The following is a 26,514-nucleotide window of genomic DNA, read 5'->3' as shown; positions in this document are numbered from 1 at the left end:
CGACCCCGCATGAATACTTTGCTAATGTCAGTCTATTGTGAACTTCTAAAAATACAAAAACCACCATTCTACAGGTATGGTTAACCTGTAGAATGGTGGTTAGTTAATTGCACTTGCGTACCTTATCCCAATCCGCCGCTTTTTATATGCAATTCGTTTTTAACTACTCAACAATCGGCTGATCAAAAACAAATATCGAAATCACTTCGTCGTTCTCGACATGAATATCTGTAAACAACTTCTCGAATTTTGCACCAACCAATTCTTCCATATCAGTGGGGGGAATTTGATTGTACAGCTCCTTGATCATCTGCGTTCGAGCCTGCCGAATCATATCTCTTCCATTTTCGTTCTGAATCATAAAATGTTCCACTGGACTTAGGCTGCCACTCATATGAGCGATGGCCCAATTGTTTTGAAACGTCACTTTTATTTTTTCAGGACCTTTGCCCACATGTTTTTTCCGATAAGCACGAACTAAATTAGCAAACTGCTGTTCACGCTGCTGTATTGAAAGTGTAATCACTCAAACCTTCTTTCAACTAACTATATGATCTTAGACTAATTCGTTAAAAATTGATTGCCAATTTTCATTTAAACAGTATACCACTATATTAAAGATATGCCACATTCTAAGCACAAAAAGAACCTGCCAATCTTTCGGCAGGTTCACTTTTTTCACATTTTGCAGAAAGTTTGCAGACTCAGTTATTTGCTGTCAAATAATCCGCAAACTCAGCTTCCGTTGACGCTTCCGTATAATCCATGGCTGACATGCCGTCATTTCCTGCAATGGTCGGGTCCGCACCTCTCTCAAAGAGTAGCTGTGCCATCCCATAGTCTTCGTAGTAGATGGCCGTGCCGATTGCTGTGTCGTAATCGTCTTCCGTATTGACATCGGCTCCCGCATCAATGAGGAGTGAAGCCATTTCGCTGTCGCCGTTATAGACGGCATACATCAAGGCGGAGGCACCGCCGGAGTCGACAGCATTCACATCGTCGCCATCCGCTATAGCCGCTTCCGCATCAGCGAGATTCCCTTCGTCCGCGGCCGCAATAAGCGCTGTTTGCCCTTCAACGGAAAACCCTTCGTCGCTATAAAGTGCATCATCAAAGCCGCTTAGAAATTGAGAATAGACCAAGGTCCCACCAGCAAAAAGAGCGATACTGACAAAATAAACGCCCATGATCCCTGCAAAAATCAGCGCGGCGCCGATAGCAATTCTTCCGGTGTTCTGGGTATAGACCCGGGAATCGCTCTCTTCAAATTGCTGGATCGCCTGAATGCGTTTTGGCAAGAGCGGGTGCGAAGAAAGCACTTCGCTCAACCAGACGATGCCGTTTGATTCGGTCGAAATCTGTTCGCGGTATGCCTCTTCATTGACTTCGGTGTACATTTTTTTGCCGATGCCAAGAAGCGTCAGCGCCCGTTTCGCTGCTGCAGCGTTCTGAATGGCAAAAGCAGCATGCCGGTCGCACGTGTATTCACATGAGCGGCTGTACGCTTGGCTCAGGAATGGAATAAACCCGGCTGGCACAATCAAAAGGTTCTTCCAGACATGGCGGCGTTTTACGTGTGCCAGTTCATGCGCGATGATAAAATCGAGTTCTGCTTGTCCCTGTTCGCGTGCCAGTTCAAACACTTCCGAATACAAAACGACCATATCGCGCCCGAAAAAGCGGGTCGCAAAGGCGTTCAATGCACCTTCTGACTGGATCACAAAAACTTCCGGAACTTTCTTAAGCTCCATTTCTTTTGAAAGAATTTGCACTCTCTCGTAGACATCCGGAAATTGGCGTTCGTGGATCCGCACGCCGTTTCCGCGTATGGATCCGAGCATCATCGCGTTAGCAAAAAGCATAAAAGCAAAAATAATAAGTGCGATGGCAATGCCGACGACGGAAATGATGGCGAATACATAAACCAGGATGCTAAAGATTAAGCTGATGGTAAAATAAATGGTTTCTCTGTTCGATTGAATTGCTGACCTGTCCAATAATTCTCTTCCCTTCATAATGGAATAACTTACATATAATAGCACATTACTTTGGAAAGAAATAATTGAATTCAGAGTATCTTCACCTTTCCTTTTTAGATCTTTTGGCCTTTACTTATTTATTCATATCCGCTACACTGAACTCAACCGGGCAAACCCGGCCCACAAAAACCGCATACCGTTTACTGCACTAGGGGTGCCCATTATGGCTGAGATGCAAGCGCAAGCTTCGATCCCTTATAACTCGATCAGGTTAGGACCTGCGTGAGGAAGTGCGGCGCATTTCTGAAATGATTCCTTTTGAAATTATTTGTAGATTATGGCTGCATCTTCACGGATGCGGCCTTTTTTGTGTACATTTTTAGGAGGAATTCAATATGGAACCATTGCAATGCGGCACGAGCCCGATTGTCGGATTTCGCTTTTCGCTTCATCCGATGACTGGCGATTTCATCAAAATCATCAAAGGGGCGCTGAACGAAACCGATACCTCAAATGTTTGGATGCACACAGACGACGTCTCGACCGTCATTCGGGGAAAACAGAATCACGTCTTCAATGTCGCAAAAGCGCTTGCCTTGCATGCGGCGAAAACTGGTGAACACGTGGCACTTTCCGGCACGTTTTCCATCGGCTGCCCTGGCGATTCGGCAGGAGATGTGTATTTGGAAAAATCGGATGAACTGTTGAATACGGATGCGACGAAGCAATACGTTTCTTCGCAATTTGCGCTTTATCCGATGAACAATCCGGATTACATGGCGGTCATTTACCGGGAAGTTGACCGGGCAAAAGAACGCGGCGTCTTCAACGACTCGATGCATTACGCGAGCGGCATCCACGGCGACATCCATGACGTCTTTGCCTTTTACGAAGAAGCATTTGCAAATGCGCGTTCTGAGGAGCATCGCCACCTTGTCATGACGGTTTCGATGAGCATCAACAGTCCTTCCCACGGAGGCAAATAAAATGCTGAAATCGTGGAAATTAAAAGAAGTGGTATTGATGTCTTTGTTTGCGGTCGTGTTCGGCATCGTTTACCTAGTGTTCGTCCATGTCTCGAACATCTGGGCCGCTGTGATCGGACCCCTCGCTTATGAATGGATGTTCGGCATCTGGTTTATTGTCTCCATCATCTGCATGAACATCATCCGGAAACCCGGTGCAGCCGTCCTATCGGAATCGATGGCTGCGGCAATTGAAGTCCTGCTCGGGAATGCGGTCGGCCCCCGCCTTCTTCTGTCCGGCATCGTTCAAGGATTAGGCGCAGAAGCCGCATTTGCCCTAACCGGCTATAAGCATTTCAATCTTGCGGTGCTGATGCTTGCCGGTGCCGGTTCGGCCGTTTTCAGTTTTGTTTACGGCTATTTCATCTCCGGCTATGCCGCGCTTGATCCTTCCTTTGTCGCTTTGATGTTTACGCTTCGCGTGATCAGCGGCATGGCCATTGCGGGAATCGGCGGGAAATTCATCTCTGACGGGCTGCTTGCGACCGGTTCGCTTCGCGGCTATGCGATTTCCCGTTCAACGAAGGGTGATGCCCGTGCATGAGACGATTTTTTCTTTTCGAAATGTCCGTTTCCGTTTTCCTGATGACGAACAACTTACTTTAACCGATTTATCTTTTGATATTCACCGCGGCGAACGCGTTGTCATTTCAGGGCCGAGCGGCTGCGGAAAAAGCACGCTGGTCTATTTGCTGAATCGCTTATATCCGTTCAACTGCGATGGAATAATTTCAGGAAGCCTCCAGCTTTTTGGCAAAGATGCTGAAGAATATGCGCCTGGTGAAATCAACCATCGGATTGCGACCGTTTTTCAAGACCCCGATTCCCAGTTCTGTATGCCGACTGTCGAGGAAGAACTGGCCTTTACGCTGGAGAACTTGCATGTTCCGCGCGAAATGATGAAGCAGAAAATAACGGAGGTTTTGGCGTTGACCGGGTTGTCCGCTCTTCGCCACGAAGTGATCCAATCCTTATCCGGCGGAATGAAGCAGCGAGTGGCTGCTGCTTGTGCACTAGTCATGGAGCCTGAAGTGCTGCTTTTGGATGAACCGATTTCACATTTGGATCCGGTGACTGCAAAAGAATTCATCCTCTGGCTCGACCGTCTGCAGCATGAATTGGATTTGACCATTTTCGCTGTGGAGCACCGGCTGGATTTATGGGATTCCTTTTTCAGCCGGGAAATCCAATTGGATCGTTCCGGCTCTATAATTGGCGATAAACTAGCCACAGCTCATTTCCCTGTTTTATTGCCGGAACGGGCTTCGACGATGGTTCCAGAAACAGTTTTGAAGGTCAACGGAATGGCAGTTAAATCCCATGGAAAAGAGCTTTTATCCGGGTTATCATTTACCGCAAACCGGGGCGAAATCATGGTTGTCGCTGGGCCGAACGGCAGCGGAAAGTCGTCATTATTAAAAGCATTGTGCGGCATTTATGCGCTTGATGCGGGCAGCATTCAAGCGCCTGGCATCGGATTTGTGCCGCAGTCTCCCGAGTATCTATTTTTGGAAAAAACTGTAGGAAGAGAGTTGGCGTTTTCAGGCATTGCCTCTTCAGCCCAATTGAACGATTTAATGGAGCGCCTCCGCTTGAAAGAAATTGAAAACGCCCATCCGTTTTCAGTGAGCCATGGTCAAAAGCGCCGTGTCGCGACCGGCGCGATGCTTGCCGACCGCCGCACAGTCCTTTTGATGGATGAACCCACTTCCGGGCAGGACGCTGCGGCACTTCACGAATTGCACCGGCTGATTTCAGAACGTGCGGATGAAGGAGTCACTTTCTTGATCGTCACACACGATATGGAATTTGCTGAGAGCCTTGCCGATTCTGTCCTGCTGATAAAAGACGGAAAAATGACAGGAAAATATCCTGCTCAAGATGTTTGGAATCATGCCGAATTGCTTGCTGAACATCACTTGCTTCCGCCGAAAGGAGCTGGACGGCTTGCGGAATCTTTTGCATGACATGAACCCTTCGCTAAAGTTCGTCTTAGTGGCCCTTTCGATGTTTGCCATCGCCTTTTTCTTTAATCCGTTGACACCGTTCATTTTTTGGATTGGCATTCTGCTCTTGCAAGTGTTCATGAGCAAAGTGAACTGGAAGGCCTGGTCCTTGTTCATGCTGCCCTTTGCGTTAGGCGCTTTTGGCTATTTATGGACGACCATCGTATTTGCTGCCGATACTAACGGCGACGTTGTATGGTCATTTCTCGAATTCCAAGTGACTGCTGAACAGTTGGAAACCGCCTTGTCGCTCGCGTTCCGAGTGATGGCATTTTCCACACTCTCACTCATGTTTGCTTTTACAACCGATCCAGTGAAATTCATCATGAGTTTGATGCAGCAATTGAAACTGTCTCCAAAACTTGCCTACGGCGTTCTCGTTGGCTATCAATTCCTACCCGTGATGAAAGATCAATTCCAGCAAATCCAGCAAGCCCATCGGCTCCGCGGCGCTGAACTTGAAAAAAATGCACTGCGCCGACTGCTCGGCATGCGAAGAATCTTGATTCCGATGCTAGCCGGTGCTGTCCGGAATGCGGAGCGTTCCGCGTTTGCGATGGAAGCAAGGGGTTTTACTGGTGAAGCAAGATCTGACTATTTCGAGGTAATTAAGCTTAGAAAAGTGGATGCAGCCATGACAGCAGTTTTTCTTCTTTTGCTGATTGCCAGCTGTTCTGCCGAATATTGGTTTTGATGGTTGAGGGCTTCTTTTGAGGCTCTCTTTTTCTTGCTGCTGGTTTTTGTTTTTTAACATATCCTTATGTAGTTTATTACAAGTATTTCCGAAACGTTTTTGTGTTTATTTTTGACAGCCTTGTCTCGATTTTTGTTTACTCTTTTGTTCAAATAAATGAACCTTATGTAATTTTCTACATTTGAAAACCAAAAACCCGCTCATTTTGTCAATGGCGGGCTTTTCAGTATGGCTCGTTGATACAGTAAGGCAAAGCCGTTCCTTTCCATATTGCGTGCAGACGAAGTTCCCGGCTTTGTCGTTACCGTGATGTATCGGCAGCCCTGCTCTTTTGCAAACCGGATGCGTTCTTCAATGAGCCGGTTTTGATAGCCTTTCCCCCTGTAAGCTTGAAGCGTAGCGGTTAAAAACATCTCTGCCAGGATTCCTTTGATGGCGATTGTCGCCCCTGCGGCGTATTCCTTCCCTTCTTTTAAAAGAAAAGCGGTATTGCCGGACACTTCCCAAAATGCGCGTACCGCTTCCATTGCTTCTTCCGTAGCTGTTTCGTCCTCTGAAATGCCGAGAGCCACTGTCCAGGCCCAATCGTAAGAATGGAACTCGTCCACTATGACAATTTCTGCAGCCGGATTTCGGGCTGGTTCTTGCCATGTTTCGGTATCCAGGATCCATACGGAAAGAAAATGGTCGAATGTATAGCCCTTATTTTGCAACACGCGAATAAAAGCTTCGCCGCAAAAAGGGGTAATTTCCAAGTGCAGATGCTGCGCAATCTTCCGTGCAGCGAGTTCTGCTTCGATCGCTTCAAGATCTTGTTCGCACACCGTGTCGCCAAAGCCGAATCCGAGGCCATAGCAGTACGACGGCGTATAAAAAATTATCCCTTTCCCTTCTGCTTCCATATAATCCCCATTATAAGAAGAGTTTTGCTTTTGGATGTCCATTTGCCTTTTTGTTCCATCGATTTTCAATTCTTCTATCGCTTTTGCCAAAGCAAGATTATTGATGACTGCCATCTTTTTCTCCTCCGATCAAAAAAGCACATGAATTGCCGGAACAATTCATGTGCTTTTATTCGTTTGCTATTCCTGTACTCCGTAAGTGATTTCATCTTCGTCTTTTGCGTTGACGCCATTTTTGATGTGGACGACCGTCCGCAAAATCAATTTTGCTTTTGGCGCATCCAGTATCCAGCGTTCGTCCGGAACAATTTCAAATTGCTGCATGACGGTTTTTTTCGACTTCACAGAGCCTGCAAACTCCAACGTCTGCTTGGCCACTGTATGTTCAATGATGTCAAAATCGCTGTCTTCCCGGTAATTCTCGATTTGCTTCAACACATTCAGCTCGATATAGTCAATTTCCTGGTCGCTTTCCCCGCCGGTGAAATAGACGGTGCCGTTCAAGGTTTCGCCTTCGTCTAAATGCGGCCTTTCAACTACAGTGTCGATTTGCATCGAACCAATGCCGATAGAAGATAAAAATTGTTTGAAATTCATACATGGAAACCCCCAACTTTTAATAATCTTTCTATACCACTGCCATTAATTTCTCAAACTGCTAGTTCAGCTCGGTGTAGTCGTATTTGTTTTCAAGAGCCGGTTCATGGCGGTTATAGCGCCGTTTGAACAATTTGTACAGATGCGACACTAACACGCGCACCAGGGCATACATCGGTATCCCCAAGATGACTCCGGCTATGCCGAATAGGGATCCCGCTGTCAGCAAAACGAAAATAATCGTCACCGGATGGATGAACATCGTTTTCCCCATGACTTGCGGCGATATCAAATTGCCTTCCACCAATTGGACCACAGTCCAGACGATCGCTAGCTTCACCAGCATGAACGGAGAAGTCACCAATGCGATAATTGCTGCCGGCGTAATGGCAATCGCCGGTCCAAGATACGGCACGACACTCGTGACCATAGCGAGAACCCCAAGCAGCAGTGCATAATCCATGCCGATAATGAGAAAACCGATGTAAATCATGACGCCAATACAGAAAGCGACAATGATTTGGCCTTGGATATAAGCGCCTAATTGCTTGTCTGCTTCCGACAGCACTTCACGCGTATCGTGGCGCAAACGAGGAGGCAGCAGCTTCACGAAATACTCCGGAAGCTTCTCCCCGTCTTTCAACAGGTAAAAAAGGATAAACGGAACAATCACAATGGATAAGATAACGGATGTGATGGTCGAGATCAACCCTGTGACTCCGGAAATAATGGTCGTTACCGTGTTTTGCAGCGTGTCTGTAATATTGCCGGGCAGCGTCGCCACCAACTGCTCAATATCAAAGCTTGAACCCGTATAATAGTCGCCGATGTAGGATGTCCGCAAAAAAGCATCCAGATCGGTTAAAAGCTGCATGAAGTAATTCGGAAATTCCATGATCAAATTCTGGAATTGCGTCTTCAAGAACGGAAATACCAATACGACTAGTAAGGTGATCAGTCCGACGAGCCCGAGGAAAATGATCAAAATCCCCCAAATGCGCGGAATTCGAAATCCTTCCAATAGCCGAAGAATCGGGCGCAGCAAATAATACAGGATCAGTGCCAGAACCACAGGCAGCACGACCGTTTTCATGAAAACACTTAAAGGGTTGAAAATGAAAGAGACTTCCCGGAAGATGAAAATCACCAATCCGAGAAGTACAAGGGCAATCAAAGTGAAAAGCGTATTCGTTCCACCTAAAAAGCGAATAAAATTCGTCGAAAAAAAAGATTGTTTTTCCGGTTCCATTGCCACTCCTACTTTCTGAAATATTTCTCTATCTATCAGTTTAACATATTGTCAGACTATTCATTTCAGAGTTTGGGATAAAAATTCGGACAAAGCTTGTCTGTTCTTTTCCATATCCAGTTCCAGGACAGAACCCGCATGGGAATAAGATCCATAGCTATAGCCATCTTTTACAGGAATCGTCAGGCGGTCCAAATCGCTGCCGCCGTTCAACGCCAGCTGCATCGCCAATTTCACTTGGTCTGTTGAAGGAATGTCCGTCTGGATATATCCTTGGACCGCCCCTGCAAGTTTCGGGTATTTCGGGATCCCCGACACGCTGATCAGTTCTTCCTTCATCGCAGACAGCACTTGCTGCTGGCGGCGGACACGGCCAAAGTCGCCTTCATTGTCCGCTCGGAAACGGGCGTAGCCAAGAAGTTCCTTGCCGTTCAATTGATGTGTGCCTTTTGTTAAGGAGACGCCGATTTTTTCAGACATGTCTTTTTCGACTTCAATTTCCACGCCGTCCGGCGCTGCAATATCCACCAGCTGTTCAAAGTTTTTAAAGTCGATCAATGCATAATGCTGAATTTCGATGCCGAACATGCCGCGAAGCGTATCAGCCAGTAAGTCCACCCCGCCTAAATAATAAGCGGTATTCAGTTTATATGATTGGTAGCCCGGGATGTCTGCGTAAATATCCCGCATGAACGAAGTCAATTTCACTTCATCCGTCTTTTTATCATGCGTCATGAGCATCATCGTATCCGTACGCGATTTTTCTTCTCCGCGTGTATCGATGCCCAGCACTAAAATATTCTCGAATTCGTCGTTTTCCGGATCGCCGTTGAATGTCACCGGAATTTGCTCTGTATTTTCAGCGAGCTTGCTGCCGTTTTGAAATTGGATAAACACGTATGCCCCTATCGCTAGAATGGCAATGAATAACAATAAAAGTAGTCCACGGAGGCGGAACCGTTTTTTCTTGCGCCGGCCTCTTCTGGCTTGTTGGCGTTCTTCTTCCATACTCTACACGTTCCTTTCTAAATCGTACCTTACATGAGACGCCTAACCGCTTAAATAGGTTTCTGTTTCATTAGTATAAACATATTTATTGTGCGGAAACAGTGGGAGTGGTAAGATTTTTTCATTAACTGCTTTGAATAAAAGAAATTGTGACCTAGAAATGAGAGGAGAAAACGATATGACTGAAAAAGCGACATTTGCAGGCGGCTGCTTCTGGTGCATGGTCAAGCCATTCGACCAGTTTGACGGCATTGAACGCGTCATTTCCGGCTATAGTGGAGGCCATGTAGAAAACCCTACATATGAGCAAGTGAAGTCCGGAACAACCGGGCATTTGGAGGTAGTGGAAATTACGTTCCAGCCTGAAATCTTTTCGTACGAACAGCTGCTTGAAATTTTCTGGCAGCAGATCGATCCAACCGACAATGAAGGGCAATTCCAGGACCGCGGTTCTTCCTACCGCCCGGCCATATTTGTCCATAATGAAAAACAGCGCGAATTGGCGGAGAAGACAAAACGCGAGCTGGATGAAAGCGGACGTTTCAAAAAACCCGTGGTCACGGAAATCCTCGATGCGGCTCCGTTTTACGCAGCAGAAGACTACCACCAGGATTTCTACAAAAAAAATCCCGACCATTATACGGAAGACCGCAAACAATCCGGGCGTGACGAATTCCTTGATGCAGTTTGGGAGCAAGATAAAGTGAATCAGTAAAAAAAACGAGCTGTTCCTTATTGGAACGGCTTTTTTGATGCTGAAGACTAATAGGTATCTCCTTGCATGATTGAAAAAGTTATTTTCCTAATTAAGTCCCTCCGCTTCAACCGGACGCTTTCCGCGGGCTCGCGCCGAACTAACTTGAGCTTACGCTCAAGTGGATTTCGGCACTTCGCTATTCCCGCAGGAGTCGCCGGTTTCCGCTTCGAAACTTGGAATGAAGTGAAAATTTAGTGATGCTATCCTTTATTCATGAAGTAAATGGGATTAACGAATGCCTTATCCTGATTAGTCAATCAACACCCATAACCCGTTTGGCCAACATTTCAATCCAGGGTTTTTACCGAAAAGCAGAAACGAGCTGTTCCAATTTGGAGCAGCTCGTTTTCCTGTTTCTTCTATATAATTACTCGTCGGCTAGCCCTTTGACGATCCCTTCCACTTCCTTTAAGGAATGGATTTCATAGGTTGGCTTGATCCCGGTTTCATTTTTCTTATGCTGCGGATTAAACCAGCAAGTTGCAATGCCGTAATTGTTGCCGCCCCGGATGTCTGAAGAAAGGGAATCTCCCACGATCAATGCTTTCTCTTTTTCTGCCCCTTCCAGCTTTCCAAATGCATACTCGAAAATTCCAGGCTGCGGTTTTTGGAATCCGGTTTCTTCCGACACGATAATGTGTTCAAAAAGATCGGCAAGCGGTGAATTTTGGAGCCTCATCTTCTGGACTTGGCCAAATCCATTTGTGATGATGGCGAGCCGGCAATCTTCAAGGGATTGGCATAGCTCAACTGCCCCTTCAATCAAATGCGTTTCGTTGCCGAGATGCGTTAAATACGATTGGCTGAAAAGCTGCGGATCGACTGCCACTTCATGGTGGGCAAACAAGCGTTGAAACCGTTCGACGCCAAGTTCCGGCAAAGTAAGCGTTCCTTCTTCGAGATCCTTCCATAGAACGCTGCTGATTTCCCGGTAGCTCGCATGATAATCTGCGAAGCCTTTCGGCATTTTATATTCCATAAAAGTATTATGTAAAGCTGCCTTTTCAGTTGCCGGAAAATCGAGCAAGGTATCATCAATATCAAATAAAACCACTTCATATTTCATCTTTTATTTCTCCTTTACGCGATTTCAAGTTGTGAGTGCTTTTTTTCGTTTGCTTAACAGAATGGCGAATACCGCGAGCAGCACGATATAGCTCATAAAGAGAATTAAGGTCAAATCGTGGCTTCCGAAGCGGTCGTAAAAGAAGCCGACGCTAAACGGCATGATACTGGAAATGACATACCCTCCCCCTTGGATCATCGATGTCCAGCTGTTTACATCGTCCGCCCGCTCGTTTTCATCAAGCGGCATCAACAGGGCTATGGGGAACAACCCGCCTAACGTAAAGCCAAGGCAAACGGCTGCTGGCCATGCGAGCACTAACTGATCCATCATGAGAAGTCCTATGCCAGATGCTCCGAAAAGAAGGCTGACCATCGTCCAAAACAAACGGCTCGGAAATTTCGCCAAAAGCGCCGGAATCGATAAATTCCCGACCAATTGAACGGAAGTCATGACGGTGAGCACAGCACTGGCAGCCAATACCGTCATTCCTTTTTCAATGAGAATCGGCGCAAGCCACGTAATCATCGAAAAAAACAAGGCCGATTGAAGGCCGAAAAACACCAGCATGTACCAGGCACGGCGATTTTTCCATGGAGAATTTCCCGGGCCAACAGTTAAATCATCTTCCAACCCATCGCTTTTCGGTTCGTTGACCCGGAACCAAAGAATTAACGCGATGACTGCCAGCGCTCCCCAGCTGGCAAGGGCGAGCGGCCAATCCGTCCATGTGTAGAAAACGCCGGTAAAACCGGTTGATAACGTAGCGCCGAGACCCAAACCAAAAGAATAGACGCCGATCAAAGACGTGGTTTTTGTCGGGAAATTCCGTTTGATCATCGCAGAAATCAACGGACTGATAATTGCGATCGACAAGCCGATGAAAAACGAACTGGCTAACAGCACGGCAAATGTCGGAGCAAGACCTCGAACAAAAGTCAAAGCGCCGATGACCACGATTAAAAAGGCCACTGAACGCTTCATCCCGAATTTCCGGTTGAAGACGACAGCAAGCGGAGCAAACAAGCCCATGCAAAACACTGGAATCGATGTCAGCAAACTGACCTGGCTATTGCTCAAGCCGAGATCCGTACGGATGATTTCAAGCACCGGCCCAACAGATGAAATGGCCGGCCTCAAATTCAAAGACACAAAAAAGATGGCCATGACCATCAAGCCGAGCGCAGATTTCTTCTGCAAAGCAGCCATAATTTTATTCCCCTTTCGCATCGGGCATACACAAACTTGTGTTCCCCGCAAGATTTTATTAAAATGAAGGTTGAAAGGCGGGTCATCCAATGAAACTTGTAAACTGGAGCTACGCAAAACGATATAATATTAAAGCGATATTCGATGAATTTCCGCACGTGGTGGTGCTGTTCCGGCAAATCGGCGGCTATTATTTCATCTTTTCGATGAAAGGCCTGACGAAAGAACATATTCCAGAACGCAAAGATTATGTGAAGATGGAGTATTTGCTGAACAAGGATCTCGGATTGCTTGATGCCTATAAATTGCGCAAATACAAATAAAATACACAATGCTTTAAGTTTATCCTAGACTGCAAGTGATTGCTATCGATTTTGACGGGATTCGTGGTATACTCTTCTTATTGTGAAATTTAGGAGGTACGTTTAAATGATAGCTGTAAATGATGTAAGTCTTCGCTTTGGCGACCGTAAACTTTTCGAAGATGTCAATATTCAATTCAATCCCGGCAACTGCTACGGATTAATCGGCGCAAACGGTGCGGGTAAATCCACGTTCATTAAGATCCTGTCTGGCGAATTGGAAGCGCAAAGCGGCCATGTAGCTATGGGTTCAGGCGAACGCCTGGCTGTACTCAAGCAGGACCACTTCGAATACGAAGAGCACGCCGTTCTGGAAACGGTCATTATGGGCCATAAAAAACTCTATGATATCATGGCTGAAAAAAATGCGATTTACATGAAAGAAGATTTCTCTGATGAAGACGGCATGCGCGCTGCTGAACTCGAAGGCGAATTCGCTGAATTGAACGGTTGGGAAGCTGAATCGGAAGCGGCCATTTTGCTGCAGGGCCTTGGCATTTCTGAAAACCTCCATGACAAAAAAATGGCGGAACTTTCCGGTTCCGATAAAGTAAAAGTATTGCTTGCCCAAGCCCTATTCGGCAAGCCGGACGTCCTTCTTCTGGATGAGCCGACGAACCATTTGGACTTGAATGCCATCAAATGGCTGGAAGAATTCTTGATCAACTTTGAGAATACCGTCATCGTCGTCTCGCATGACCGCCACTTCCTGAACAAAGTCTGCACACATATTGCGGATCTCGATTTCGGCAAAATCCAATTGTATGTAGGAAACTACGACTTCTGGTACGAATCGAGCCAATTGGCAACACGCCTTGCAAGCGACCAAAATGCGAAAAAAGAAGAGAAGATCAAAGAACTTCAAGCGTTTATCGCCCGTTTCTCCGCAAATGCTTCCAAATCGAAGCAAGCGACGTCACGGAAGAAAATGCTCGATAAAATCGAGCTGGATGATATCCGCCCTTCTTCCCGCAAATATCCGTTCGTCAACTTCACGATCGGCCGCGAGATCGGCAATGACGTGTTGACGGTTCGCGACGTGAGCCAAACTGTAGACGGCAATCAATTGCTGAATAACATCAGCTTCAATATGAACAAAGAAGACAAAATCGTCTTGATCGGCGATCCGCTTGCAAAATCCGCTCTTCTCCGCATTTTGGCTGAAGAAGACGAGCCGGCTGCAGGTACGATTTCCTGGGGCGTGACGACTTCACGCGCTTATTTGCCGATCGACAACACGGCGTATTTCGAAGGCAGCGAACAATCGTTAGTTGATTGGCTGCGCCAATACTCGCCGGAAGACGAAAGCGAAACTTTCCTTCGCGGCTTCCTCGGCAGAATGCTCTTCTCCGGCGAAGAAGTGAAAAAGAAGCCATCGGTCCTTTCCGGTGGCGAAAAAGTGCGCTGCATGCTTTCAAAAATGATGCTTTCGCACGCGAACGTTTTGCTTTTGGATGAGCCGACAAACCACTTGGATCTTGAATCCATCCAAGCGCTCAACAACGGCATGATCGCTTTCAAAGGCGCGATGGTCTTCACTTCACATGACCATCAGTTTATCCAAACGGTTGCGAACCGCGTCATCGAAATCCGTGAAGACGGCTCCATCCTTGACAAGCAATTGAGCTACGATGAATTCCTGGAATGGAAAGAAGCTCAAGGCATCACCAACTAATGATTTTAAACCGCCTCTCGTCGGGAGAGGCGGTTTTTCTATGTCTTGATATTAAAATGATAGGTTTGTGTGCGTTCAAACGAATTTGCGCGCGCTTAAATAGAAATATGCGCGTTCAGAAAGAAATGCGCTCGCTCAGGAGAATTTGCGCGCGTTCGCAGAAGTTTGCGCGCGTTCGGCAAAATTACTGCTCTCCCGTCGGCCAAAATAAAAACCGCAGGCAGCTCCGAATACACGGAGCTGCCTGCGGTTCGCCTATGCAATCTGTTTTTATTTCATGAAACGCTTCACTAAACGGCCAGCCGGCAATTTGGAAACGAATTTATTGCCTGAATTGGATATGCCGCGGACAACGGACAACAGTTCGTCGTCGCCGGCCCAATGTTCTTCGATGACTTCGATCGGGAATTTGTTGAGCAGCGTGTTAATAACGAAAACCGCTACCACCACGTCATCCAGGAAACCTCCCGGCCCTACGATAAATTCCGGCAAGAAATCAATCGGTGCGATAAAGTAGAGAATCCCGGCACCTACCATGCCTTTGTTTTTGGAATCGATGCGGCTGTCCAGCATCAATTTCGTCAGCAAATGGAAAAGGTCCGGCGCAAATAAGAGGTATTTGCTGAAGCGGCTGAGTGGCCCTGATTTGTTTTCAAGCCAATGTTCAATCCTGCTCCGCAGCTGTTGGTAGAAGTCCTTCTGCTCATCTACCGATGGCAGCGGTTTCTTTAAATAAGCATCCGTCATAGAACTATCTCCTTTTTCGCACAGAAATTTTTAGTACGAGAAAATTTAGAAATCCATTGTAATATTCGTGGCGATTCTTTCTTTTCCGGGCGCTCCGTCAACCGCGATAAAGTTGACGATCATGCCTTCTTTGAAATTCGATACGTCATCAGTATCCGTATGCTTGGCATGCGTGAAGAACATTTCTCCATTATCGCCTTTTATATAGCCAAAGCCTTTTGCTGTGTCAAAAGAGACAATTACGCCTCTTAGGTCTTCCGTATTTTGCATATCGTTTGATCCGGCCATTCTATTCCCTCCTGTTCAAGTTCATCTATGCCTATCTCATTTATACCCAAAACACATCGTAACTTAAACAAAGGGCACTTTCATAAAAAATAAATACGGATAATTCCGAATATAAAGAAATTAATTTTAAGCAAAAAAGAACCGCCCATCAGATGAGCGGTTCTTGGAGATTATAGTTTAGTAACATTTGTAGCTTGAGGTCCGCGGTTGCCTTCCTCTACTTCAAACTCAACTTTTTGTCCTTCGTCAAGCGTTTTAAAGCCTTCGCCTTGGATCGCTGAGAAGTGAACGAATACGTCATCTCCGCCTTCAACTTCGATAAAACCGAAACCTTTTTCTGAGTTGAACCATTTAACTGTACCTTGTTGCATGTGTACTACCTCCTGTAGATAAAAAATTTGCAATATGGAATTTCCATAAAAAAAATTCACATATTCAAAAAAGTACCATAACGTGCTGATCACTTTTTTGAATAGGTGAATAGCTGTTGCTGGTGAAATCTGATTTTAACTTCGTCAAACATCTTAGTGCTATATATTCATTATAGCAAGCAAATTAGAAAAGTCAAATAAATCTAAAAACTTTTTATTGTGCTGCCATTTTCCAGCCAAAGCAATCCGTAATACATCTGCATATCGTCATCGCATGATTCGCAATACTCGATTTCGCCTTCGCGCCAAAACGCAGCAAACGCCGGTTCCCGGATTTCACTTAAGGGATAGTTGCGCCTAAGCTCTTCCACCAATCCATCCCAATATTTCCGCGCTTCAACTTTGCTCGAAAATGTTTTGCGGGAAAGAACTTTTTCTTCCCATTCTTCGAACATCCACCACGGTTCAAACTCCGCTTTCATGTAAACCACTTCATGCATGCACCGGCCACTCCATTTCTCTACTATGCATTTTGCCAAATTTTTCGGCGCTTGTCCAGTATTTCGAATCTTCCCTGCTTTAGCCCGCAAAGTTTGTATTGCTTTTGCCTTCGCTGTAAAATGGAAGGGAGTTAAGCAAATAACTGAAACTTTTTGCATATTGAAACGTATTATTGAGTAGCAGGAAAGGAGGAATTCCGATGAAGGCTTTCGAGAACTTCATAAAACGCCAAAGCATCAGCCTGCCTCTTATGAGCGTGATGTTCCCGGTGCTCTATATGGGCGCTGAAATCGGCCTGATTGCTTCTGGGGCGGTTGCAGCCGGAACCTATATCGCCAGCAATACGACCGTCAAACAAATTCAGTTTTCCTCCGATTCCAAGAAACTTGGAATGACCCGGAGCGAATATAAGCATATCCGCCATCAAGTAAAAGAAGCAAAAAATAAAATTAAACAGCTCCAAGGAAATTATTACCGTGTGCGTTCCATCGCTTCATTCAAACAATTGATGGAATTGACCCGGTTCTCGAATAAAATCGTGCAGCAGGTCCAAACGAATCCTCGTAAATTCTATCTAGTGGATTCTTTCTTTTATTCCCATTTGGATACGGCACTGGAATTGACCGAAAAGTATACGCTTCTTGTCGGCCAGCCGGTAAAAGACCGGGAGTTGAAAATTGCGCTCCAAGATACGCATGAGACCCTCCGGTCGATGACGAGCGTCATGGAACGGGATTTGCAGAAAGTGCTTTCAACCGACGTGGAAAAACTTCGGATGGAGCTCGATTATGCCCGCTTGACCGTAGACCAGCACAATAATCAGCAATTGCTCGTGCAAAAAGCGCCATCAGACGATGAAGGAGACGTGGAACATGACACAAAATCGATCGAATCAAAGTGAATTGGATGATTTACTCGGCAACCCATTCGGCATGGAGCCCATGAAAGAAGAAGTGAATTTGGCAAAACGCGAAGACGGCCGCCCTGTCGCTTTAATGGAGCGCCTCACTAAAGACGAGCAGGAAAAAGCGCGTGAACTGGCCAAGCAGATTCCTGCAGGAAACTATGAAGCCATTTTAACATACGGCGCCAACGCCCAAAATCAATTGGGGCAGTTCTCCCATAAGATGCTTGACCATGTGCAGCAAAAAGACATCGGGCCGGTCGGCGATGTTCTCCATGATTTGATGAAAAAATTGCAGGAATTGAATCCGGAAGAACTTTCCCAGGAAAAACGCTCCGGCCTCCGCAAATTATTTGCCAAAGCAAAATACTCCGTCCAGGAGATGATGACGAAATATCAAAAGCTCAGCACCCAGGTAGACCGCATCAGCGTCCAGTTGGACCATTCAAAACGCGGGCTGCTGGAAGACGTTCAGATGCTGGAGCAGTTATATGACCAGAACAAAACGTATTTCCAGGCCTTGAACGTCTACATCGCAGCAGCAGAACTCAAGCGGGACGAAATCCTTAACGAGACCATCCCTGCCCTGCGAAAAAAAGCGGAACAGTCGAATGACCAAATGGCTTACCAGGAAGTAAACGACATGGCCCAATTTTTGGACCGCCTGGAGAAGCGGCTATACGATTTGCAATTGTCCCGCCAGATCACGATTCAAAGTGCACCGCAGATCCGCATGATCCAGCAGACAAACCAGACTTTGGCTGAAAAGATCCAGTCGTCGATCATGACATCGATTCCGTTGTGGAAAAACCAGATTGCCATCGCTTTGACGTTGAACCGCCAAATGAAAGCCGTTGAAGCCCAAAAGCAAGTGACTTCTACTACAAACGAATTGCTGTTGAAGAACTCAGAAATGCTGAAGCTCAATTCGATTGAAACCGCTAAAGAAAACGAACGCGGATTGGTTGAAATCGAAACGCTGAAACAGACGCAGGAAAACTTATTGACGACGATTGAAGAAACATTGCGCATCCAAGCCGAAGGACGCAAAAACCGCAAAGCGGCAGAAATCGAAATCGGCCGCATGGAAGAAGACTTGAAGCAGCGGCTACTTTCCATCCAAGACGATCGCGAAGGCAACCGTCCATAAACCGCAAATATCCCCGGAAGCACATCGCTTCCGGGGATATTTTTTGTCTGCTGGCAGTCAACCGGACTGGATCACCAAATGCAATGTCCGTTTCAAGAGGCGCAAAGTCTGTTCCACAAACTGCTCCAAGGAATCCGCACTGACCGATTTATTGCCGTACATCATTTGATAAAAAGAAGCCTGCTCTTCCGAAATCGGCTCGCTGCTCAAAAACAGATGGAGCACTTCGATTGCGCTTTTTTTCGCTTCTAAAACAGCGTTTGCCGTATCCACTACGCCGTTCTCTGCATAATCATAGGCAGAAGGCTCACCATCTGAAAAGACCAGTAAAAAGCGGTGTTTTTCGCTGCGCTGCTGAAGCCGGTCTGTCATCCAACGGATGGCAAATCCATCCCGGTTGTCTTCATGGGCTTCTAAAGAAAAGATTTCGGGTGCATGGTCGCGGCTGCCGTCTTCGAATTTATGCATCCATTCAAAATAATTGGGCTGGCTCGCTTCACTTGCTTCATAGGCGTCTTCATAAAATAAAACAATTTCATGCGGTACATTGAGATTCCGCAAGACATCATGGAATAATAAAACCGCTTGCCTCGTTTCTTCTAATTTGTCCACCATCGATGCAGATCCATCGATCAGCAAACAGAACACGGCATCCAATTCTTTCGAAGGGGCTGATTTGCGGTAAAAAGGTTTTGGTCGCTCCTCGATCACCAAAGGCAATAGATTTTTCGACAGCCTTCCCGCATTCAAATTCCCTCTCGCTTCTTGCCGGCGCTGCGTCATTCTCTTTTTCAATTCTTTTAAAAGAGCCCGCACATAGGGCGCCTGCTTTCTTCGCCAAGCTTCAATCGATTGCCGGTGGTCTCCGGACAATTCGATGCGCTTTTCCGTGTATTCCACCGCTTCATTGGCGGCGCCGAATTTTCCAGCGGCCTTTTTCGGCTGGTCCTCCATCTTCCGGTCGTTATCATCGTTGCCTTTAAGATGTTCACCTGCTGAATTTCCTTGGGCCGTTTGCTCCGGTTCTCCGCTGCCTTCGTCTTCCCTGCCGCCGTCCGTTGGCTTGGAATCGCCTTTGTCCAATTCAAATTCCATAGCAGGAGACGTCTCATTTTCCGTTTCCCGGTGCCACGTCTGGAACCACTCTTCAATGGTATCGATGTTTTTCCCTTCTTTAGAAGCCTCGGTCTCCATGCCCTCGTAGTAGCGAAACGGCGGAACTTCGTCGATCGAGTCGCCAAACGTATAATAGCTGAGCACCATGTCCTGGAGAATCCAATACTCAAGCCTTCCCATCAAGCTGTCAACGACTGCGCAAGAGTCGGCAGTCGATTTTGCATCAAACATTCTTGACCATAAGAAAAACAATTCACTAAAAGATTCTTCCATTTCAGCTGATTGGCCGCGTAGCGCCAAGAAAGCGGCGTTTAAAAACGCTTCCGCCTTAAAGCCTTTTTGCATATTTTGGCGGTAATGGCCTTTATGGTAGTCGATATAGACCCCTTCCCGAATCGCAAACGCTTCACGGGTTCCGGGGCGTTCTTGGCTGATCTGCTCAATCAGCCGGAATTCCTCTGCACAAAGGAGCAGCTGCTGCCGCAAGTGCGGCAATTCGCTTTCTTCCTTAAGGAAGCGCCGCCAAATGCCTAAATTGAAATGGCGCCAATAGCCGGCTGCGAGCAAATAGATATCGGACAAATAGCCGTTCCGTTCAATCTGCTTTGGGCGGTGCCGCCAAAAAACGCTGATGGACAGCGCTGATTCAGACGGGCGGAATTCCAGCAATTTTCGGGTGGTCACTTTCAGGTACGGGGCATCTGCAAGCGCCCCGGCCAGCATTTCCATCTGATGCAGCAATTTTGTATCAATGGTTTCATTATTGAACTGAATAAATCGATTGACAGATGCCATGTGTCACACCTACTTTTTCCACGTATTTGCAAGATCCATAAACAAGTCGCGTTCGCTTTCATCCTCGAGCTTTTCGGCAATCGCATAGCGGACCGCACGCAGCGGATCCATATGCTGCGCCAGCGCGGTAGCATCCAGCAAACTCCTGATGGAAGCCGCCTCTTCCGACAATAGCCCGTTTTGAACTTGCTTCATCAAGTCTGAAGCTAAATCGAGCATGAACGTTTTCAATTCAGGACCCGCTTCCGGAAATTCACGATCCCATAATTGCTGCAGCTGTTCCCCTGTCAAATAAGGGATTGGATACGCGATGAAACGGTTTTTCAGCGCTTCATTCATCGGTGCCGTCCCGATATACCCTTCGTTTATCGCTGCAATGACACCGAAATCAGGATGTGCTTGAATCACTTCTCCTGTGAACGGATTGGTCATCATGCGGCGATAATCCAGTACACTGTGAAGAATCGGCAAAGTTTCCGGCTTTGCCATATTGATTTCATCAATGTAAAGGAAATGGCCATTTTTCATCGCCTTGACGACCGGGCCTTCCACGAATTCAATTTGGCTTTCCCCATTCCGCTGCGTCAACGTCTTAAAGCCTAAAAGCGCTTCTGCATCCAAATCCACCGAGCAGTTGATGCTCTGCATCGGCTGGCCGAATTGGGCGGATATGCTTTCAGCAAGTTTTGTTTTCCCTGCGCCCGTCGGCCCTTTCAGCAGCACCGGCTTTTGCAGCATGACAGCGGCCAATATGTCTTGCCAAAGATTTTCGTCGGGTGCAATATATCCCCCGGCAGCAATCAGCTTGGCGTCATCGCCATAATCCTTGCCGGTTCGATTGCGTTTATCCATTTCTTGTTCCATCAAAGCCATGTCTTCTCCCTCTTTCCAAAGAAAAAAACCGATGAGCTGGCACCGGCTTTCCTTCCTTATTCAAAATACGTTTTGTAAAACCCGCCAACTTTGCCCGTGTTGTCCACGACAAAGATGAATTCTTCTGTTTCATTTTTCACTTCGTACGTTTTGCCTTCCGTCAACACATTGGAAACCAAAAATTTCGCCGCATTTGTATGCGTGCAAGTCACCGTACGGATTGTCTTTTTTGTCAGCCATTCGTTATGAATCACATGCCTCATCCTTTTCTTTATGTCTACCTTTCAGTATAAGGAAAAACCGGCTAAAATTCAATTGCGCTTATCGCTGCCGGTTTTCTTGCTCCATACTAACCGGGCCGCAACCAGCAAAACGACGATTACAGACAAGGCAACCGAAAACATTTGCAGATTTTCGAGGATGGACTGATAGGCATATGGGAACGTCCGTCCGATATTGAAGTAGACCAACATCCAGATCAACCCGGCAGTATAGGCATAAAGCATATAGGATACGAATGGATAACGGTTCGCTCCAACGACATATGGCATCGCCCAGCGAATGCCAGGCAAAAAGAAGCTGAACGAAATTGCTAAGGGGCCATGCTTTTCAAGGAACACGGAAAAGCGGGAAATCACGCCTTCCAGCCGCGTGCGATTGAGCCGGTGAATCAAACGATGCCCAAGCAACCGGCCGATGAAATAAGCAAAGCTGTTGCTCGAGATCAATCCCAGATATGCAGATAGGAACGCATACACCGGCTTGAAATAGCTGACTTCCGTCAAAACGCCTGAAAAAGCGGCAGCCACTTCATTTGGAATCGGCAAACCGAACAGCAAGAGCCAATTGAAAATGAACATGCTGACATAGCCGTATTCCTTCACTAATTCCACAAAAAAACTGATGTCCATTTAATGCCACCGCCTTCAACCGCTCTCTCCCTATCATCGCATAACAAAAGGGAGCCCTGCAAATGCAGGGCTCCCTTCACAAAAGAAATGCCTTTTACGATTCCAATAGAAGATCTTCTGGGTTTTCGATTAATTCTTTTACCATTTTCAGGAATCCAACAGAATCGCTTCCGTCGATTACGCGGTGGTCATAAGAAAGAGCCACGTACATCATCGGACGGATTTCGATTGAATCGCCGATTGCGACCGGACGTTTCTGGATAGTGTGCATTCCGAGAATCCCTACTTGTGTACCGTTCAAGATTGGCGTTGACATCAATGAACCAAAGACACCACCGTTAGTGATCGTGAATGATCCGCCTGTCATATCGGCAATCGAAAGTTTTTTATCGCGTGCTTTTTTCGCAAGATCTGCAATGCTTTCTTCAATTTCAGCAAAGTTTTTCTTGTCTGTATCGCGTACGATCGGCACAACTAAGCCTTCTTCAGTTGAAACGGCGATGCCCACATCATAGAACTGTTTCAATAGAAGATCTGTGCCATCTAGTTCAGCATTGACATATGGATATTTTTTAAGTGCTGCAGTTACCGCTTTTGTGAAGAATGACATGAAGCCTAGGCGAGTTCCGTCATGGTCTTGCTGGAACTTGTCTTTTTTGCGGCTTCTAAGCGCCATCACGTTTGTCATGTCGATTTCGTTGAACGTTGTCAACATCGCTGTAGACTGGCGGACTTCTAGTAAGCGTTTGGCAATCGTTTGGCGGCGGCGAGACATTTTCTCGCGCACGATGCGGCCGTTTTCTTCATCGGATGAAGGAGCTGAAGCTTTCGGCGCTTCCGTTTTCGCTGCTGGCGCACTTGCTGCAGGTTTAGAACCATGAGCTTCTACGTCTTGTACGCGAACGCGTCCCATCGGATCTACTGGTGAAATAGCAGCAAGGTCGATGCCTTTTTCACGAGCTAATTTGCGTGCAGCCGGGCTTGCGATTGTACGGTCCGAAGAAGACTGCTCTTCGATTGCCGGTGCTTTTTCGTTCGCTTCCATTGTTGCAGGAGCTTCTGATTTAGCCGGCTCTTCTGACGGTGCAGGCGCTTCCGCTTTTGGAGCAGCTGCAGCGCTTTCGCCTGAACCTTCGCCAACGATCGCGATGACTTGTCCAACTTCCACAGTGTCGCCTTCTTGCGCCAAATGTTCTTGGACAACTCCGGCTTCTTCGGAAATGACTTCAACGTTTACTTTATCTGTTTCCAGTTCAACGATGAATTCTCCTTTTTCAACTGTTTCGCCTGGTTGTTTTAGCCACTGGGCGATCGTTCCTTCTGTAATCGATTCTGCTAATTCTGGTACTTTGATCTCTGCCACAAAAAATTCCTCCTTAGAATATCCCGTTCTTAACCGTTCATCTTATTGTATCAGACACCGCATAGGAAAAGCTCCTCCTTAGTGAAAGGATTACGCTTTTGCCAATGCTGCATCGATGATTCGAGTCTGTTCTGCTTTATGAGCTTCTCCGTCGCCTTCAGCCGGGCTTTGGCGTTTGATACGTCCATAATAAGACACGTCTTTGCCTGCCGCGATTTCACGAAGGTACGGCTCTGCAAAAGTCCATGAACCCATGTTTTGCGGTTCTTCCTGCACCCAGCCAAGCTCTTTGACATTCGGATAGCGGTCAACAATCGCTTGAATTTTTTCCGCTGGGAATGGATAAAGCTGTTCAACGCGGACAATATGAGCCCACTCGTAGCCTTTTCCATCTCTCACGCGTTCAGCCAAGTCAATCGCCATTTTGCCGCTTGCAAATAGGATGCGTTCCACTTTTTTGTCTTTTGTTCCCATTCCAGGCTGTTCAATAACTGTCTGGAAATGGCCTTCTGTCAAATCATCCACTTCCGCACCAACTAATGGGTGGCGCAGCAATGATTTAGGCGAAACAATAATTAATGGGCGGATCGCTTCTTCGGTCAACATTTTAGCCTGGCGGCGAAGAATATGGAAATAGTTCGCTGCACTGGACAAGTTGGCAACCGTCCAGTTGTTTTCCGCTGCCATTTGAAGATGGCGTTCAAGACGGGCGCTTGAGTGCTCCGGCCCCTGGCCTTCGTAGCCGTGAGGAAGAAGCATGACAAGCCCTGACTTTTGCCCCCACTTAGAGCGTCCAGCAGAAATGAACTGGTCGAACATCATTTGTGCCATGTTGGCAAAATCTCCATATTGAGCTTCCCAAATTACTAAAGCATTTTCATTTTCAACATTATAGCCATATTCAAATCCTAATACTGCCGATTCAGTCAATGGGCTGTTGTAAACGACAAAAGAAGCGTTTGCTCCAGAAATATGGTGAAGCGGGATCAATTCATTGCCTGTTTTATCGTCATGAAGCACAAGATGGCGATGAGCGAACGTTCCGCGCTGTGCATCTTGCCCTGTCAAACGGATTGGATGGCCGTCTTGCAGGATTGCTCCGAATGCCAATGTTTCCGCATGCGCCCAATCGATTTTGCCTTTGCCGTTAAACGGATCTTCACGGCGTTTCAGAATGCGGGCCAATTTGCTGAAAACAGAGAAATCACTCGGCCAAGTCAGCAATTCTTCATTCATTTTGGCAAGTACGTCTTTTTCGACGCCAGTCGGCACTTCCGGGTAGCCTTTTGAGACAGCTTCCGGCATCGTCATTTTCGGTGCGTCGTCAGTTTTGTTTTCTTTCACATGGTCATAAGCTTCCTGCATTTCTTTCTGCGTATCGGCATCGAGTGCTTTTACATCTTCTTCTGAAAGAACTTTTTCTGCAGCGAGCTGCTGTCCGTATAATGCACGGACGGTGTCATGCTTATGGACTTCATGATACATCATCGGATTCGTCACGAGCGGCTCATCCATTTCGTTATGTCCGTAGCGGCGGTAGCCGATCAGATCAATCAGAATGTCCTTGCCGAATTTCTCGCGGTATTCAAACGCAAAACGGGCGACTGCAATCACAGCTTCCGGATCGTCTGCGTTTACATGAATGACCGGAACTTCAAAGCCTTTTGCAGGATCTGAAGAATAATGAGTCGATCTCGAATCGTATTGCTCTGTCGTAAAGCCGATCATATTGTTGGCGATGACGTGAATGGAACCGCCAGTCTGGAATCCGCGGATACGGCTATAGTTTAATGTTTCCGTTACAACGCCTTGCCCTGGGAATGCCGCATCGCCATGAACAAGAATCGCGTATGCTTTCTTAGAGTCGATGTCAGCAATGCCCGGCTGATTTGTCGTTTCCTGTGCAGCGCGCGTTTGACCCGCAACTACCGGGCTGACAATTTCCAAATGGGATGGGTTGTAGGCAAGTTTGATGTTTGTGCCTTTAGGTGATGTATAAGCAGCACCCATATGATATTTCACATCGCCGAACCAGCCTTTTGTAATTTGGACCGATCCGTCTTCCGGAAGAAACGCTTCGTCTCCGACATGTGCAAAACCGGCAAACATCATTTCGTATGGCTTATGCAAAATGTGTGTGAGCACATTTAAACGACCGCGATGCGCCATCCCGATCATGATTTTTTCTGTTCCTTTTTCTTCTGATAAGCGGACAAGTTCATCGATCAGCAAGACAAGGGTGTCTACGCCTTCAATAGAGAAACGTTTTTGGCCGACAAAAGTACGGTGGACGAATTTCTCGAACCCTTCAACACGCGTCAAAAGATCCAAAACCTCTTTTTTCTTCTCGTGGTCTAATGAAGGCTTAAATTCTCCAGCTTCGATTTTCGCTTGGATCCAGCTGCGTTCCTGCGGCTGAACGATATGGGAAAACTCGAAAGCGACTTTATCCGTATAAAGCGATTTCAAATACGCAATGGCTTCTAAACCGTTTGAGATGTTGGAAGGCGCTTCAGATAAAAGCAGTGAAACCGGCACTTCTCTTAAATCTTGTTCCGTTAAGCCATATGCAGATGGCTCCAAACGGGAAGTATCTTTTGGCTGATCATTTAACGGATAAATGTCAGACGCCAAATGGCCGTGCGCACGAATCGCTTCAGCTAATTGAACTGCCGCCAATACTTTTCCGAACTTGTTCGGTTCAACTGTTCCAGCTGCCTCAGAAATTGCCTGAGTTGCTGATGGTTGGCTGTTTTCAAAAGGTGGTCCATATTGTTTGAACATCTCTGCAAATTCCGGATCAAGCAATTCCGGCGATTCTTGGTAAATGTCATACATTTCCATGACGTAGCCAAGGTTCGGCCCTGTAATGGAACTCCATGGGGATTTTGCATCTGAATAATTGCTAGACATTAAAAAACCTCCAACTATTTTGCCTTATGGCAGTCGCTATTATTATATGTGTA

Annotated in this window: 27 protein-coding genes and 1 riboswitch; of the genes, 9 read left to right on the top strand and 18 right to left on the bottom strand. The window is 46.7% G+C overall.

The annotated features are described in order from the left end of the window. Positions 1–163: 163 nt before the first annotated feature. Together MTR82_RS02745 and MTR82_RS02740 are read right to left on the bottom strand one after the other, a co-directional pair. Positions 164–526 (bottom strand): Na-translocating system protein MpsC family protein, encoded by a 363-nt coding sequence (locus MTR82_RS02745; protein WP_425023611.1) that lies wholly within the window; start codon positions 524–526, stop codon positions 164–166. Between the two features lie 178 nt (positions 527–704). Next, the gene (locus MTR82_RS02740; protein WP_246807609.1) at positions 705–1,997 is read right to left on the bottom strand and encodes a M48 family metallopeptidase; all 1,293 of its coding nucleotides are present in this window, start codon (positions 1,995–1,997) and stop codon (positions 705–707) included. 182 nt (positions 1,998–2,179) lie between these two features. Continuing rightward, positions 2,180–2,285, top strand: a riboswitch (TPP riboswitch). A gap of 89 nt (positions 2,286–2,374) precedes the next feature. Here MTR82_RS02740 and MTR82_RS02735 point away from each other — a divergent pair. From MTR82_RS02735 to MTR82_RS02720, 4 genes are read left to right on the top strand one after another with little or no spacing between them, the layout of a single operon-like run. Continuing rightward, the gene (locus MTR82_RS02735; protein ID WP_052651530.1) at positions 2,375–2,965 is read left to right on the top strand and encodes a YkoF family thiamine/hydroxymethylpyrimidine-binding protein; all 591 of its coding nucleotides are present in this window, start codon (positions 2,375–2,377) and stop codon (positions 2,963–2,965) included. Position 2,966: 1 nt separating this feature from the next. After that, positions 2,967–3,548, top strand: a complete 582-nt coding sequence (locus MTR82_RS02730) for an ECF transporter S component (RefSeq protein WP_052651528.1) — start codon at positions 2,967–2,969, stop codon at positions 3,546–3,548. After that, a complete protein-coding gene (locus MTR82_RS02725) occupies positions 3,541–4,971 on the top strand; it encodes an ABC transporter ATP-binding protein (RefSeq protein ID WP_246807608.1) in 1,431 nt (476 codons plus the stop codon). The genes MTR82_RS02730 and MTR82_RS02725 overlap by 8 nt, the downstream gene beginning before the upstream one ends. Then, positions 4,952–5,704, top strand: a complete 753-nt coding sequence (locus tag MTR82_RS02720; RefSeq protein ID WP_246807607.1) for an energy-coupling factor transporter transmembrane component T family protein — start codon at positions 4,952–4,954, stop codon at positions 5,702–5,704. The genes MTR82_RS02725 and MTR82_RS02720 overlap by 20 nt, the downstream gene beginning before the upstream one ends. Positions 5,705–5,904: 200 nt before the next feature. On the opposite strand, the gene MTR82_RS02715 is transcribed toward MTR82_RS02720, so the two are convergent. From MTR82_RS02715 to MTR82_RS02700, 4 genes are all read right to left on the bottom strand, one after another. Then, positions 5,905–6,720: a GNAT family N-acetyltransferase gene (locus MTR82_RS02715; protein WP_246807606.1), complete on the bottom strand. Its 816-nt coding sequence runs from the start codon at positions 6,718–6,720 to the stop codon at positions 5,905–5,907. A gap of 66 nt (positions 6,721–6,786) precedes the next feature. Beyond that, a complete protein-coding gene (locus tag MTR82_RS02710; RefSeq protein ID WP_052651523.1) occupies positions 6,787–7,203 on the bottom strand; it encodes a sporulation protein in 417 nt (138 codons plus the stop codon). Positions 7,204–7,264: 61 nt separating this feature from the next. Next, the gene (locus MTR82_RS02705) at positions 7,265–8,452 is read right to left on the bottom strand and encodes an AI-2E family transporter (protein WP_052651521.1); all 1,188 of its coding nucleotides are present in this window, start codon (positions 8,450–8,452) and stop codon (positions 7,265–7,267) included. Between the two features lie 60 nt (positions 8,453–8,512). Next, positions 8,513–9,460 carry an LCP family protein gene (locus MTR82_RS02700; RefSeq protein ID WP_246807605.1) on the bottom strand — a complete coding sequence of 316 codons (948 nt, stop codon included), beginning with the start codon at positions 9,458–9,460 and terminating at the stop codon, positions 8,513–8,515. A 178-nt stretch (positions 9,461–9,638) separates the two neighbouring features. Here MTR82_RS02700 and msrA point away from each other — a divergent pair, with 178 nt between their 5' ends. After that, on the top strand, positions 9,639–10,175 hold the full coding sequence (gene msrA / locus MTR82_RS02695; protein WP_052651518.1) for a peptide-methionine (S)-S-oxide reductase MsrA: 537 nt from the start codon (positions 9,639–9,641) through the stop codon (positions 10,173–10,175). 409 nt (positions 10,176–10,584) lie between these two features. Here msrA and MTR82_RS02690 read toward each other — a convergent pair whose 3' ends face one another. Both MTR82_RS02690 and MTR82_RS02685 read right to left on the bottom strand, forming a co-directional pair. Beyond that, positions 10,585–11,283 carry a YjjG family noncanonical pyrimidine nucleotidase gene (locus tag MTR82_RS02690; protein WP_246807604.1) on the bottom strand — a complete coding sequence of 233 codons (699 nt, stop codon included), beginning with the start codon at positions 11,281–11,283 and terminating at the stop codon, positions 10,585–10,587. A 24-nt stretch (positions 11,284–11,307) separates the two neighbouring features. Beyond that, positions 11,308–12,492 (bottom strand): MFS transporter, encoded by a 1,185-nt coding sequence (locus tag MTR82_RS02685; protein ID WP_246807603.1) that lies wholly within the window; start codon positions 12,490–12,492, stop codon positions 11,308–11,310. Between the two features lie 89 nt (positions 12,493–12,581). Between MTR82_RS02685 and MTR82_RS02680 the strand changes: the two genes are divergently transcribed. Both MTR82_RS02680 and MTR82_RS02675 read left to right on the top strand, forming a co-directional pair. Next, the gene (locus MTR82_RS02680; protein ID WP_052651512.1) at positions 12,582–12,815 is read left to right on the top strand and encodes a hypothetical protein; all 234 of its coding nucleotides are present in this window, start codon (positions 12,582–12,584) and stop codon (positions 12,813–12,815) included. A gap of 106 nt (positions 12,816–12,921) precedes the next feature. After that, on the top strand, positions 12,922–14,529 hold the full coding sequence (locus tag MTR82_RS02675) for an ABC-F family ATP-binding cassette domain-containing protein (protein WP_246807602.1): 1,608 nt from the start codon (positions 12,922–12,924) through the stop codon (positions 14,527–14,529). A gap of 270 nt (positions 14,530–14,799) precedes the next feature. On the opposite strand, the gene MTR82_RS02670 is transcribed toward MTR82_RS02675, so the two are convergent. From MTR82_RS02670 to MTR82_RS02655, 4 genes are all read right to left on the bottom strand, one after another. Further along, positions 14,800–15,276, bottom strand: a complete 477-nt coding sequence (locus MTR82_RS02670) for a YkvA family protein (RefSeq protein ID WP_246807601.1) — start codon at positions 15,274–15,276, stop codon at positions 14,800–14,802. Positions 15,277–15,321: 45 nt separating this feature from the next. Then, complete coding sequence (locus MTR82_RS02665) at positions 15,322–15,564, bottom strand: cold shock domain-containing protein (RefSeq protein WP_052651507.1); 243 nt, start codon at positions 15,562–15,564, stop codon at positions 15,322–15,324. 170 nt (positions 15,565–15,734) lie between these two features. Then, positions 15,735–15,935, bottom strand: coding sequence for a cold-shock protein (locus MTR82_RS02660; protein ID WP_052651506.1), 201 nt, complete (start codon positions 15,933–15,935; stop codon positions 15,735–15,737). A 203-nt stretch (positions 15,936–16,138) separates the two neighbouring features. Next, complete coding sequence (locus MTR82_RS02655; RefSeq protein ID WP_246807600.1) at positions 16,139–16,435, bottom strand: DUF1033 family protein; 297 nt, start codon at positions 16,433–16,435, stop codon at positions 16,139–16,141. A gap of 200 nt (positions 16,436–16,635) precedes the next feature. Here MTR82_RS02655 and MTR82_RS02650 point away from each other — a divergent pair, with 200 nt between their 5' ends. Both MTR82_RS02650 and MTR82_RS02645 read left to right on the top strand, forming a co-directional pair. Next, the gene (locus MTR82_RS02650) at positions 16,636–17,337 is read left to right on the top strand and encodes a 5-bromo-4-chloroindolyl phosphate hydrolysis family protein (protein WP_246807599.1); all 702 of its coding nucleotides are present in this window, start codon (positions 16,636–16,638) and stop codon (positions 17,335–17,337) included. Then, complete coding sequence (locus MTR82_RS02645) at positions 17,309–18,490, top strand: toxic anion resistance protein (RefSeq protein ID WP_052651500.1); 1,182 nt, start codon at positions 17,309–17,311, stop codon at positions 18,488–18,490. Before MTR82_RS02650 ends, MTR82_RS02645 begins: the two co-directional genes overlap by 29 nt. A 57-nt stretch (positions 18,491–18,547) precedes the next feature. On the opposite strand, the gene MTR82_RS02640 is transcribed toward MTR82_RS02645, so the two are convergent. The 6 genes from MTR82_RS02640 to MTR82_RS02615 form a co-directional block, all read right to left on the bottom strand. Then, the gene (locus tag MTR82_RS02640) at positions 18,548–20,401 is read right to left on the bottom strand and encodes a vWA domain-containing protein (RefSeq protein ID WP_052651498.1); all 1,854 of its coding nucleotides are present in this window, start codon (positions 20,399–20,401) and stop codon (positions 18,548–18,550) included. A 9-nt stretch (positions 20,402–20,410) separates the two neighbouring features. Then, on the bottom strand, positions 20,411–21,265 hold the full coding sequence (locus MTR82_RS02635) for an AAA family ATPase (RefSeq protein ID WP_425023868.1): 855 nt from the start codon (positions 21,263–21,265) through the stop codon (positions 20,411–20,413). Between the two features lie 65 nt (positions 21,266–21,330). Next, positions 21,331–21,528 (bottom strand): DUF6501 family protein, encoded by a 198-nt coding sequence (locus MTR82_RS02630; protein WP_246807597.1) that lies wholly within the window; start codon positions 21,526–21,528, stop codon positions 21,331–21,333. A gap of 57 nt (positions 21,529–21,585) precedes the next feature. Next, a complete protein-coding gene (locus MTR82_RS02625; protein ID WP_246807596.1) occupies positions 21,586–22,185 on the bottom strand; it encodes a DedA family protein in 600 nt (199 codons plus the stop codon). Positions 22,186–22,279: 94 nt separating this feature from the next. After that, entirely contained in the window at positions 22,280–23,548 is a 1,269-nt protein-coding gene (gene odhB / locus MTR82_RS02620; protein ID WP_246807595.1) for a 2-oxoglutarate dehydrogenase complex dihydrolipoyllysine-residue succinyltransferase, read from the bottom strand. 90 nt (positions 23,549–23,638) lie between these two features. After that, a complete protein-coding gene (locus MTR82_RS02615) occupies positions 23,639–26,461 on the bottom strand; it encodes a 2-oxoglutarate dehydrogenase E1 component (RefSeq protein ID WP_246807594.1) in 2,823 nt (940 codons plus the stop codon). Positions 26,462–26,514 lie beyond the last annotated feature (53 nt).

This window comes from Planococcus ruber (assembly GCF_022819085.1).
Classification (GTDB): Bacteria; Bacillota; Bacilli; order Bacillales_A; family Planococcaceae; genus Planococcus; species Planococcus ruber.
This window is presented reverse-complemented; position numbering and strand designations above follow the sequence as displayed.